Here is a 12,110-nt window from a genome sequence, read left to right as displayed (position 1 = left end):
GGGGGTTGGTGGCAGGCCAGCGAGGCCTGCAGAACCTTAGCAACCTCAGCGTCAGTCGGCCGGCACTGCAAACCCGACTGAGGGGCTGATAAGGGGTCAACTGCTCCTATGAGAGCTATGCGGGAAACTGGGTGATGACGGATTGAGATAGGCGGCGTATCGAGTCGTCCGTTAAGAAGCCGGATTGATCGAGGCTGGCCGGGCGAGCGTGCGCCATAGCTGGGCCAGGAACAGGCACAAGAGATATCTCAGCCAGGCGAGGATGCGGCGGAAGTTGTGTCCGACGGCTGAGAGGACGACGTTGGCGGCATCGCCGGCGCGGCCTTTGAGGTAGCAGCGCCCGAGGTCCCATCTTCCATGCCACCGGAGGTGGAGTGCATCGGCAAGGCCAGCGCGCCTTACGAGTTCGGCGTGAAGGCCTCCACGCGCCGCCGCCGTCAGATTACTGCCTCCGATGGCGCTGCGTGCATGTCATTGGAGGTCGTCGTCGCTCATGAGCACCTAATCGCGACCACCGCCCGTATTGCCCAGTTGCAAGATCCCTGCATGGACATCGCTCGGATCTTATTCCCCGCCGGTTGCGCTCGACGATAGCTATAATCAATTCTTCGGTGGCAATCAGAGCCAGCTCCATTTTTTCCTCAACAATGGTCGACGTATCTCGACCGATACTGTCGAGGTGGTTCAGGGCCATCGCTTTGAAACTATGGGCTAGGCGCTCCTCGGCATCGTCGCGAGCATAGTCTATAATAGTATCCAGGTGGGCGACGATTTCAGCCCGTTGCTCGGTCGGTTTTGGTCCGTCAAGCAACGTTATCGCTCGAATAAAGGACTCCTCAATAGGGATCATATCAGGTTCCTTTGACTGTGATTGGAAGCAGTGATTCCAGCTCGCACCGTTGGTGCAGATTCAGCGGATTGAAAGGCGGGGGACTTCAAGCGGCTTGCCGCTCCTCTTTAAGAAGTACCAGGCAGAGGGTATCTGTAGATTTCTTCGAATTTTCCGTCGACGACATGCCCCACGGCCCATTCCGTGAACAACACCGCGTCATCTAAAGCCACCTTTTCGGCTTTGCCCGTATCGATGTTGAAGTATTCACGGTGATGCCGATCTTGTTGACCTGCGACGAACGCCTTGTTCCCCACGCAGACCAAGGGCACGCCCGCTGCAGAACCTGGCACGGCAGCGCTCGACAGGGCCGGCCTCAGAAGCGCGGTCGGAAAGTGGATAAGTGTTCGGTGTGATATTCCGCCCTGCTGATGCCACGCGATTTGGTCTTGTGGGGCGGGCGTGGCGGGAACGGTAACGATGCCCTGATTGCCGTGGCCGTCCTCTACAAAAATGCCGAATGATCCGCCTTCAATTGAGATATCGAGCTTGATAAATGCACCGGGCGAGATGTTCTGAAACTTGGTAAGCACCGCCGCGAGATCGATGTTCATTGGCAATGCTCCATTCTTTTGGTGCTCACAGGGGAGTTTATGCTCAACCTATGCGGGCGCGATAGCTACCCGAAGGCCAATCGACTACTTCGGGGCTAGCCCGGGGCTCGCCAAAGGGCGCGGCTGATCCTCGATGTATGGACGGCCGCGCCATCAAAGCTGAGAAAAACGGCCAGCGCGGACGTGATTCGGCGCTCACGCCCCCGAAAGCACTTTCCCTACCACCAGCCGTCGCCCTCGGAGTTAGCAAGGCTGGCCACGTCGGCCCCCGGAGCCAGGATTGGTCGGCGCCGATCTCATGTGGTCCGCGATTAGCCGGCTGGTGGGTATGGGTCGAGGCCATATGTCCACTCCATTCTAAATTGGTGGTTTTCCCTTTGAACGAGAACCTGAGCGTCGTGCCCTGCCTTTCCGTCCGCGTGGGCGGCATCGACCGCGGCGCGGATTGCCTCCTTTTGAGTAGCGTATGGGGCGGAGTGCTTGCCATTTACGACGACCGTCCATTCGTCATTGTGGAGTGTGACGATATGTTGAATACGAGCCATAAGGTCCTTCTCCCCAGGTTGGAAACGCGTGTCCACGCCGGGAGGGAGTTTGCAACCTGACGCGGTCGCCTCAACTACCGGATTGGGTGGGAGCCGAGCTGGCCTCTTGCAGTACACATTTGTGTAGCAGGCTGAGCGCTCGATGATGGACCTGAAGCGCGCCCGAGATCGGGGGAATCGGCCGATGGATAAGGCGCTAGCAATCGCGTGGGCGTGCATTCTAATCGTCCTGGTGCTGTTCGCCGCGCTGTATCTTCCGTGGTCGTGAGTTCAAGGAAGCAGCCGATTGCCGCGCCGCGCCTGCTTGCCGCAGGCAAGCCGGCGGCAAGCGTTCGTATCAGGCCATCGCGAGTTGGCGCGGCGTCTCAGTCTCATTCCATTTGACGCCGCTTGGCGCGCCGAGAGCACCCGGCGCCTTAATCCGCTGCCGTCGTTGATGCGTCCTCTTGCCGAACACGGGCGTGTTTCCAGGCCAACCCGCCCCGGCGGCCACCAAATATACTTCGGGGATATCGAAATCGCCCTCTTGCGATCTAGATCGTCGGCGAAGTCTATCCAAGCGGTCTTGCCCACTCACAGAGAGCAGTAGGCGCCGGCCATGGCGGCGAACCCTTTCAGTACGATAAGCATGTCGTCGACGAAACCCGACAACTGGTTCGGTACGGAGGTCCCATAGGCGAGGTAGATGGCGTCCCGGTAGTTCGCCTTCCCGCGATAGCGCGACGCCTGGTGAAGGAAACTGATGCCGCGACGGGCGTACGAGATGTCGCGCAGTTCACGCGCCGCCTTCGTCCGGAAATCGGAAACTCCCAGCGCCTTGAACTGGGCCGTTTCCCTCACCCTCTCCTCGACGTTCGATCGCTCCCAGCCCGCCGTCCCGGAAAGATACTCCGCGCAACAGCCCCAGGCTTCCTGCGCAGTCGTGGGTTTGTTGACCAACGAGTGCTGCCCCCTTACCTTCACTGTCGCGAGTTCGGTCTCGACAGTTGCCGGAATGACGCTCGACAGGCAATCCGCGAAGGGATGCATCGCCAGGTTGTTGGCAGGGAAGCGCTCCTGCCACTTCCTGGCGGTCTCCGCGTGATTGTCCTGGAAGGAAGCGTCCATCGCTGCCGTCATGGCGGAAGCTGCGCTGTAGACACCGTAGTACCAGGCAACAATAGCCGTTCGCGCCACGTCCGCCTTGCTCGTCGTAGCCGTCAGCGCCTGCAGCGCAGCTATCTGGTTAAGGACGAACAAAAGCTGCTCACGCACGGTGTTGAGCTGGCGATCTGGCATCCCGCGCGCGTGAACATTCGCGTAGAACCTTCGACCGGCAGCGAAGTCGAGCTTTTGGTCGACAGTTAGGATCGCGAGCGCGCGCATCCAGTGGACAGTCGCCGGCAGCGCGAAGCGCGCGTCTGGCACGTCGCGCGGCGCTTCGGTCAGGGTGCCGTAGCTCTGCATTCGCGAGTAGAGGGATGCGGTTTTCGGATCGGCGGCCATGACGCGTTCGTCTCAAGTGTTACTTAGTCGGCCCCGATTTCTGCGCAAACAGGAGCACGCGCCTATCAAGATTTTCGAATCTGGTCCTGCATTATTTCTAATACTCTGTCGAATTGTATCCTCGGAGAGACCCGGCAGGCACCTACCAGGCTTGGTCGGTCACGCAGACGAACCGTGGCTAGTCGAGCACGCCGATCCAGGTCAGCACGAGATGCCGCATTGCCAGCGTCTGCTCCAAAGCCCCGGTACTACACCACCTCCGCGAAGCCATGACCGAGGAAGAGCCGCCAGCAGGTCGGCGGAGACCAAGCGCGAAGGTGGATGACGAACCAATGGATCGACCTGATCCGGCCGCGGTGCAATGGAGATGCCGCCTTTTGGCAGGGTTGCCCCTCGTTACCACCTCAGATTGCGTGCCGGTAATCCTCTCTAGCCATAAGGGAGGCGGAGGCGGCCGTGGCGATCATCGAGAACATTCGTCTGCTCAAGGGCGCAGCCGTGTTGGCGGAGCGTAAAGCCACCACTCCAAGCCTTGATCTCAAGCGATACAATCTTTTCTACGGATTCAATGGCTCGGGAAAGTCAACGCTTTCCCGCATATTAGCGGCGCTTCAACACGGCAAAAAACAGGAGCGACTTCCCGAAGGCTGCACATTCGAAATCGAGTTGTCCAGCGGGGCGAAATTTACCTATCCTAAGGCACTCAGTGGCCTAGTGCGTCTGTGTTTTCAACGGCGATTTCATCGCCGAGAACCTCCGCTGGGAAGCTGGCGTGGCGAACCCTGTCTTTTATATTGGCGCCGACCAAGCCGAGGCAGCGGAGCAGTTGAAAGCGCTCGAAACTACCCTACCAGCGGCGAGAACGAAGCACGAAGGCGAGGCCAAGCTGCTCAAGGAACGCGAGAAGGCGTTCACCGAGTACAGGAAGGTTCTCGCGCGAACGGTCTCCGAGCGTTTACGCCAGCCCACTCGATACGAGGCACCGCAGTTTGTAGCCGACGTTGATAAGCTGGGGACTTTAGCGGGTGGCAAGCTCAGCGATGCGGATCTTGATGCGGCCGCCGCGACCTGTGCGCGATCCGAACCGCCCGCGAAGATCAAGCAATAGAGATTCCGGTCTCGGCGCTGTCGGAAACGATTAAGGCCGCCGTTGAGCTCGCTCCAAAATCCACTGGGAGCATCGCCCTCGAAGGGCTGGATGTGCATCCGCGAATGGTCCCTTGGGTCAAGCAAGGACATGAGTACCATGTCGAACACGATTTAAGGTCGTGCCTGCATTGCGGCCAAGCAATTACCGACCAGCGAAAAGCGCTGCTCACAGCGACTTTTGACGACAAGCTTTCCCAAGTTCGTCATCGAACTGAACACTGCCGCGCAACATGTTTGAAGCTGCCGTCCTAACGTTCACCGCATCATTGGATGATGTCAGCCCGCTGATGGTGACGGTATTAAGCGCGTTGCGGGAGCGAAAGGACACGCCGACCCGTCCAGTAACGATACCGCTCCCCCCGGTGATAGAGGTGATGGCTCGCATTAAGCTGCTCGAAGAGAGCTGTAACGCTCTTAATGCGATCTTCAAGCAGGATGCCAACATGGTCGACAGGTTCAACGAGCATCAGAAAAAGGCTTGAGAAGCAATTCGTCGCCATTTCGTAACTACCAGCGCCGACGAATATGCGAAACACGTCAGCGAGATTTCGAATGCTACAGCGAAGGAAGCTGCGGCTAAGGAGAAAGTCGAGAAGCTGGAAGGGGCCATAGCCGCGCTACGCTCCAAGGTCCAACAACACGGGGCCGCCGCCGACAAAATCAATGCGCTGGTTAAATCGTGTCCATCCTCGTTTGATGATGGTACGACAGACGAAGTCTGGCCATCATCTCGTAGCGCCGCCTCTATCGGCATGAATTGCGTGGCGCCTTTGCTATTCGCCTGGAACAGGCTGAGCGATTCCAGCTGATTTGGGCCAATAATCAGGGCGCAGCGGCTCTGCTCGATCATGAATGATGTACGCGATGCCGGTAACGATGGATCGAGCGGCAGGTATGTTGATCCGGCCTTCAAAATTGCGACGACCGCCGTCGCCCAATCGAGGTCCGCTCACCCCATTAGCCGACGACCGCGCCCTGAGCGCCACGCTCTCGTAACGTTTTTACCAGGGCATCCGATCTTGATCGCGGCGCCTTGTAGGTGAGCTCATCTGCGCCGACCCTCAGCGCAACCCTCTCTGGATCCGATCTTGCAAGGCGATCGATCGCCGTGATCGCGTCGATCGGCTGACATTCCACCAACCGATTCTGGCCGGATCGATTCTCCGTAGCCATACGCGTCCCGCCATTCATCGCTCTGTGCTGCCCTTAGATCAGAAAATTGTTGGGAGCCCACCGCGTCCGATGCGACTGTCCGCCGGCAGTGACCGACGCGCGGTGAACTGAACCCACACCAGCTCTCAGCATCACACGTGCCAACTTTGCCAAAGAGACGAATTCGCATGCTGTGCGCCGGCCGGGCGGGGCGCCTCGCGTGTTTATTGTCTGGCCTCGAACATAAGCCGTCTTCAACCGAATGCAGTCATGCCAGGTCATTGCCAATCAATCCTGACTGGATAGGGCGACGGTATGAACACCTCGTCGTTTGCGCCAAAAGCGAATATGGTCGAGGCAGATCGCCAGATCGGCCATCGTCTCCTGGCGGGAAGATGGTCGAGCAGATACTCTCCATCACCTCAGCCGAATTGCGGCGGTGGTCAAAGGAAGGTCGCGTACCAGTTGCTGGCAACGCGTTTTTTAGTAGCGGTCGGAAGCAGGTCGGCGTCTTTTTGTATTCTTCCGATGTAATTAGAGAACTGGCGGCTCGCCCACTAAAAATCGCGGAGTCTGCGCCGCCCAGCAGATCGTGAACATCAGCGACATCCGGCCGTTTGGCGTGGCTAAACTGTCACATGTTGTGTCACTCAGCACTCGATTCACGCCCCTTATGACGGCTGGAAGAAGTCCACCAGCAGGCGCGCCGCGGCGTAGACACGTGCCATCACGCGGGCCGTCTCGACCCCGTCGAAGCGCCCGTATCCGACGAGCCGCCGGACCACCGGCAGCGGGATGCGGTTGTCGGCAAGGGCGAGCGCGCGACACTGCGCTTCGGAAAGACCGGTCAGCTCGATGACCGGCGCCTCGAGGAGACCGAGCTTTCGCGCGGCCAGGTATCGGCCTTCGCCCGCGATGATCGTGCCATCGCTGTCGACGAGCAGCGGATTGAGAAATCCGAATCGGCTGATCGAACGCGCAATCTCGGCGACCTGATTGTCGCTGTGCAGTCGCGCATTACGCGGGTTGAGCTTGAGCGAGCCGAGCAGCCGATACTCGATCTTGATGCGCGCGATCTCGGTCATGGCTCCGGCCAAAAAAGAACCGGCCATCTTGCGAGGCCGGTTCGAAGTCAGCTGCGTCATAAACCACGCCCGATGCCCGACACCAAAGCTGGGGGAGCTTCGGCATCACGCGGGCAAGCGTCAGGATGATTTCAACGCAGGGCGCGCGGCAGTGGTCAATTGCAACTTTTGGGAAAGCCAGTCGGTCCAGTCCAGACTCGGATTCAGTTCGCGTTCACGCTTGAACCTGATCGTCAGCGCGCGACGCTCTGCATTGGCAGCGTCTGGTAGTCGCTCACGATCTTTTGTCCGAGGCGCCGTCGTGTACTTGGTCGTCCCGTCGAAATCGTCACGACATGGCGTCGCCTTCCAGGGCGGAACGCGGATCTGAATACGCCGTCCCACCCCAGTATGCGCGGCTTGTCGAATTCGAGACGCGTGCCGCGATCCTGGGTTACCGGCGCGCCGGCGGAGGGAGGCCGGTCAACGACGGAATCCTGGCCGACTGCCATGCGGGCTACTTCGATCTGCGCGCCGTGGGATTCGGTCGTGAGACGGTCGACATGACCCTATCGTTCTTCCTGCGGCTCGTCGCGGGATCGTCCACCAAGGCGAGCGCGAAGGCGATCACGCTCACTCTACGAGAGGGACCACGACGACGTCGGCGCAGCGATCCCGCTTACGATCGAGAACAAGAGTGCGAAGGAAATGTTCGGGCTCTATCTGGACATGGAATTCACGAGTGCCAATCCGGCGAAATGCTCCGGCCGTATCCTGCACGGTGACGGCCTGCTGAGCGATCCGATCGCGCTGGATGTGACGGCGTTGAGACCCGAGACGAGAACCGAAGGTCTGGTGGTCAAGCTCGTCGGCTTGGGGCCGATGGCGGCGAGCAGGAGGGATTCCTGGAAGCGTCCATGTTGGCGTCGTCCCGGTCGGACCCCGGGCCGCTGCCGACCGCCGACTTCACCTTCGACTGGACCTTCACCGGAAAAGACCAGCCGCCCGAAGCCGCCATTTCCGAATCCGGATTGCGCTCGACGTTCGAGGCGCAGGCGCGACTCATCTACATGTCCGATCCAATCCCGATCGACTCTCTTGCGTGATCTGTCTCGGAGAACGTCCGCATGGCAAGCTTTTCCACTCTCACGCTCGGCACCCGCAAGGATACCGATTGGTGGCGGCGCGGCATGAAGGAAAAGGTCGGCTACACGGAGCGCGTTTGGGTGAAGCAACCCGAACCGACCATGCAGCAAATGAAGGAGGTGTTCAGCGGGCGCTTCTTCGGCGGACATTTCAGCGGTCCCTTTTCGCAATGGCTGCCCTGGCCCTACGATACTGAGAAGCGGCTCTACAACGATCTGGACAATGATCCGGAAACGGCGCCGACGAGAGAAGTTTTGACCCGCAAGGACAATGTTCTGTTGCGATCGAAGAAGGCCAACGGCACTTGGGAGGAGGCGCCTCTGAAGAAAGGCGTCGAGTTCAAACAAACAGGCGCCAATCGGGTGATACTGTGGAATGTGCCCGCGCCGCCAACTACAAGAAATGGTCGGTCTAACATATTGACGTGCGGGATCGGCCGGAGTTTGATCGGGCCGCGCATGCGCACAAACAATCAACGCCGATTCGGGGAAATGCAACGGGTCCTTTTCCGTATGGAAGCGGGTCTTTGCAAAAACTGCCAATTGCCCGCAGCGTGCAACTTTTCTGACTAACCTGTGCAAATTGCGACGAGCGCCCCGCGCTGACATACTCCACCTGCTGAATTAGCCCGACGGCTTTGTCGATCAATGGCATCCTGGCGCCTTCAACTGACGCGAGGACGCTGATCGGCTGAGTGTGGCTGTTTCCACCAGACTTCTCTGGGAGCCCTGTTAGATTTGGGAGGTGTTCAGCGTTCTACCTTGGGACTATCAATCTTGCTGCTGCTTCGCATTGAAGACCAACATGCATTGCCCACCCAAGCTTGATCGCATTTAGCGGAGCACAGACCTCCAGGTTCTATGCCGCCATCATTCGTTACCTCAAGATCCTAGATATCCGCAGGCATCAAGGAGAAAGAAGCATTATGAGACCTTCGGCTGCCTACGTCGCCATCATGGCAATCCTCGTGAGTGCGAAATCTATTGCCGCGCCGACCCTGGTCGTCGCACAGGGAATTTCAGGGGACGTCATCAAGATTGGCGTCATGAACGACCAAAGCGGCCCCTATTCCGACAATTGCGGGCTGGGTTCGGTTATCGCCGCGCGGTTAGCTATAAGCGACTTTGGTAGGGCCATCAACGGTAAGAACATCGAGCTCATCGTGGCGGACGATCAGAACAAGCCGGACATCGGCGTCGCGATCGCGTTGCGCTGGCTGGACAATGAGGGGGTGGACGCAATCGTCGGATGTTCTGCATCGTCAGTCGCACTCGGTGTACAAGACGTCATGAGGAGCCGGAAGAAACCATATCTCTTGGCCGGAACGGCGGCCGCGTTCTTCACCAATGAGAGATGCTCTCCTTTGACGACGCAGTGGGCAATGGATACTTATGCGCTGGCTAAGGCGACGGTCAAATCGCTGCTGGCTCGGAGACTGGATACTTGGTTCTTTGTCACCGTCGATTATTCCTTCGGCAAAGTCTGGCAGGCCGACGCGACGAACTTTATCAAGTCCGCTGGCGGCAAGGTCGTCGGCTCCGTTCTGCATCCGCTCAATTCTTCCGATTTCGCGTCTGTTCTCCTGACGGCCCAGTCGAGCGGTGCAAAGGTCGTCGCTTTGGCCAATTCGGGGGCAGACTTCGCCAATGCCCTGAAGCAGGCTGAGGAGTTCGGGCTTACGCAGAAGCAGCAGCTAGCTCCGCTGGGATTGATGATCAATCAGACGCACAGCATCGGCCTACAGCCGCTGCAGAATGTAGGTCTGACCACCACGTTCTACTGGGACAGGACAGACGAGACGCGCGCTTTCGCGAAGCGCTACGAGGCAGCATTCGATGGCCGGATCCCGAACGAGGCGCAGGCGAGCACCTACAGTGCAGTTATGCACTATCTCAAGGCGATTGCCGCGGCGCAGACGGACGAAGGCGAGGCGGTGGTGCGACAGATGAAGAACACCCCCGTCAATGATTTCGAGATGAAGAATGTTAGCATCCGCGCCGACGGTCAGGTGATGCGACCGCTCTATGCCGCGCGCATAAAGGCGTCGATCGAGTCAAAATATCCTTATGACTACTACGAGATCACGGGGACTATTCCGGCCGAGGATGCTTGGCGCCCGGCCGCGGAGAGCACCTGCAATCTCCTGAAGACGCAGTAAGTCGGACGGGCGGGCCAGACCGATCTGTCTCGGTCGGGTTACAGTCAATCCGCCAACAACAATAGTTCTGCCCGACAACAATGTTCATCAAGAACTAATCCAAAGAGTAGCGCTGCGGTGAAGTGGACCCTTTGCTGAGGACCACCGGGTCCGGTTCTTAAGGAGAGCTGCTGCCGTTCGTTCTTCCCAATACTTTATGCTACTCTTGCTTGCTGCTGTTGTGGCTGTGATGGGGTGGACGCCCCTCGACGGCATCGATGTGCCAAAGTGAAGGGTGTTGAACCGTCAGAAAGAGGAAGCGTCCGTGAACGAAGTTAGCACGATTGGACTAGACCTGGCGAAACATGTTTTTCAGGCACATGGCGCAGACGCTGGCGGCGTTGTTGTTTTCCGCAAACAGCTGCGTCGTGACAATGTGCTGGCTTTCTTTGCTCAGCAGCCTGCGTGCCTGGTAGCGATGGAAGCCTGCGCCAGCGCCCATCACTGGGCTCGTGAGATTGGCAAGCTGGGTCACACAGTGCGTCTGATTCCACCGTCCTATGTAAAGCCCTTTGTGAAACGCCAGAAAAACGATATGGCCGATGCAGAAGCGATTTGCGAAGCAGCCCAACGCCCCACCATGCGCTTTGCCGCCGTGAAGAGTGAGGACCAGCAGGCGAGCGCGGTCGTGTTTCGCGCTCGCGATCTTTTGGTCCGGCAACGTACTCAGATCATAAACGCGTTGCGAGGTCACCTCGCCGAATACGGCCTGGTCGTTGCAAAGGGGGCGTCCAATGTCGCCGCGCTGGTTGAGCACGCGCAAGCTTCCGGGAGCAGCGTGCCAACGGCGGCGCAACCGGCGCTCGATATCCTAGTCAAGATGCTGGCGGTGCTGGAAGAGCAAATCAAGCAACTCGATATTGAGATCGCGCGACGAGCCCGAGAAGAGGAAGTTGCTCGACGGCTTATGACAGTTCCTGGCATCGGCCCAATCACGGCGACAGCTCTGATGGCGCTAGCGCCTGAGCCTGAAAACTTCAAACGTGGCCGGGATTTCGCCGCGTGGTTGGGGTTGACGCCGCTGCAACGTTCCACTGGTGGAAGACAGAAGCTCGACCAAATATCGAAAATGGGTGAGCGAACGCTGCGGCGTCTCCTCATCATCGGGGCGAGTGCGCTGGCTCGCCGACGCGGTCAATCGCAAGGGGCATGGCTGGAGCGCATGCTCGCTCGTAAGCCGCCCATGCTTGTCGCGTCATGTCGAACCCAGCTGAGACGATGGCCACAGGGCCAGAGCCGATTCCCGAATGCCCGCACTGCCAGAAGCCGATGCCGCTCTGCATCTGCGACAGTGTCACGCCGATCGAGAACCGTCTCGGGCTCCTGATCCTCCAGCATCCGCAAGAGCAGGACAGGGCGCTCGGTACCGCGCGGCTGCTTGCGAAACACTTCCCCAAGGCGACTTTGCGGGTCGGCCTATCCTGGCCGAGCCTGTCCAAAGCGCTCGGCCGCCCGATCGAGAACGCCTCGCACTGGGCCATGCTGTATCTCGGCTCGGCGCGCGCTGCTGATCTCGACGCGGAGGGGAAAATCGTCGCGCTCAACGCAAGGGCGAAGTCGCGGAGAACCAGCGCGCCATCCCGGGAAAGCTCGAAGGCGTGCTGCTGCTCGACGGCACCTGGAGTCAGGCGAAGGCGCTGTGGTGGCGCAATCCCTGGATGCTGAAATGTCAGCGCGTGATCCTCAACCCGTCGCGCTATGGCCGCCTGCGTCGCGAACCGCGCAAGGACGGACTGTCGACCATCGAGGCCGCGGCGACGCTGCTGTCGGGGCTCGAGCGGCGGCCGGACATCGCCGAGACGCTGAACGCCAGTTTTGGGTACTGTCCAGAATCTTTCGCACTTTTGATCAGGCGACGGCTCCGGTTTCAGAGAGTTGTGGCTGATAGAGCGGTCGCATGTTCATGTAGCATTTGGTCGACCACGCCGT

General features: G+C 59.2%; 7 protein-coding genes and 6 pseudogenes. 7 read left to right on the top strand and 6 right to left on the bottom strand.

Annotation, left to right across the window (positions count from 1 at the left end):
• Positions 1 to 171 precede the first annotated feature (171 nt).
• The 4 genes and pseudogenes from QJT78_RS43720 to QJT78_RS43705 all read right to left on the bottom strand — a co-directional run.
• A pseudogene (locus tag QJT78_RS43720) lies at positions 172 to 408 on the bottom strand (IS5/IS1182 family transposase); the annotation flags it as partial.
• 549 nt (positions 409 to 957) lie between these two features.
• Positions 958 to 1,443: a hypothetical protein gene (locus tag QJT78_RS43715; protein WP_028154266.1), complete on the bottom strand. Its 486-nt coding sequence runs from the start codon at positions 1,441 to 1,443 to the stop codon at positions 958 to 960.
• A 311-nt stretch (positions 1,444 to 1,754) separates the two neighbouring features.
• Complete coding sequence (locus tag QJT78_RS43710) at positions 1,755 to 1,988, bottom strand: DUF2188 domain-containing protein (RefSeq protein ID WP_281460624.1); 234 nt, start codon at positions 1,986 to 1,988, stop codon at positions 1,755 to 1,757.
• A 573-nt stretch (positions 1,989 to 2,561) separates the two neighbouring features.
• Positions 2,562 to 3,473, bottom strand: coding sequence for a hypothetical protein (locus QJT78_RS43705; RefSeq protein ID WP_049807992.1), 912 nt, complete (start codon positions 3,471 to 3,473; stop codon positions 2,562 to 2,564).
• 730 nt (positions 3,474 to 4,203) lie between these two features.
• Here QJT78_RS43705 and QJT78_RS43700 point away from each other — a divergent pair.
• Together QJT78_RS43700 and QJT78_RS43695 are read left to right on the top strand one after the other, a co-directional pair.
• Positions 4,204 to 4,581, top strand: a pseudogene (locus QJT78_RS43700) (hypothetical protein); the annotation flags it as partial.
• Between the two features lie 271 nt (positions 4,582 to 4,852).
• Positions 4,853 to 5,104 carry a hypothetical protein gene (locus QJT78_RS43695; protein ID WP_028154263.1) on the top strand — a complete coding sequence of 84 codons (252 nt, stop codon included), beginning with the start codon at positions 4,853 to 4,855 and terminating at the stop codon, positions 5,102 to 5,104.
• On the opposite strand, the pseudogene QJT78_RS43690 reads toward QJT78_RS43695, so the two are convergent.
• A pseudogene (locus QJT78_RS43690) lies at positions 5,089 to 5,550 on the bottom strand (hypothetical protein); the annotation flags it as partial. The gene QJT78_RS43695 and the pseudogene QJT78_RS43690 sit on opposite strands and share 16 nt — an antisense overlap.
• Before the next feature lie 1,084 nt (positions 5,551 to 6,634).
• Positions 6,635 to 6,859, bottom strand: a pseudogene (locus QJT78_RS43685) (ParB/Srx family N-terminal domain-containing protein); the annotation flags it as partial.
• A gap of 896 nt (positions 6,860 to 7,755) precedes the next feature.
• On the opposite strand from QJT78_RS43685, the gene QJT78_RS43680 reads away from it, so the two are divergent.
• The 5 genes and pseudogenes from QJT78_RS43680 to QJT78_RS43660 form a co-directional block, all read left to right on the top strand.
• Positions 7,756 to 7,944 carry a hypothetical protein gene (locus QJT78_RS43680; RefSeq protein WP_028154430.1) on the top strand — a complete coding sequence of 63 codons (189 nt, stop codon included), beginning with the start codon at positions 7,756 to 7,758 and terminating at the stop codon, positions 7,942 to 7,944.
• Positions 7,945 to 7,965: 21 nt separating this feature from the next.
• A complete protein-coding gene (locus QJT78_RS43675; protein ID WP_038953999.1) occupies positions 7,966 to 8,556 on the top strand; it encodes a hypothetical protein in 591 nt (196 codons plus the stop codon).
• A 353-nt stretch (positions 8,557 to 8,909) separates the two neighbouring features.
• Positions 8,910 to 10,142 carry an ABC transporter substrate-binding protein gene (locus tag QJT78_RS43670; RefSeq protein WP_028154428.1) on the top strand — a complete coding sequence of 411 codons (1,233 nt, stop codon included), beginning with the start codon at positions 8,910 to 8,912 and terminating at the stop codon, positions 10,140 to 10,142.
• 304 nt (positions 10,143 to 10,446) lie between these two features.
• Positions 10,447 to 11,373: pseudogene (locus QJT78_RS43665) on the top strand (IS110 family transposase); the annotation flags it as partial.
• A gap of 5 nt (positions 11,374 to 11,378) precedes the next feature.
• Positions 11,379 to 11,998: pseudogene (locus tag QJT78_RS43660) on the top strand (tRNA-uridine aminocarboxypropyltransferase); the annotation flags it as partial.
• Positions 11,999 to 12,110: the final 112 nt, after the last annotated feature.

This window comes from Bradyrhizobium sp. Mp27, from assembly GCF_029953005.1.
Lineage (GTDB): Bacteria > Pseudomonadota > Alphaproteobacteria > Rhizobiales > Xanthobacteraceae > Bradyrhizobium > Bradyrhizobium barranii.
This window is presented reverse-complemented; position numbering and strand designations above follow the sequence as displayed.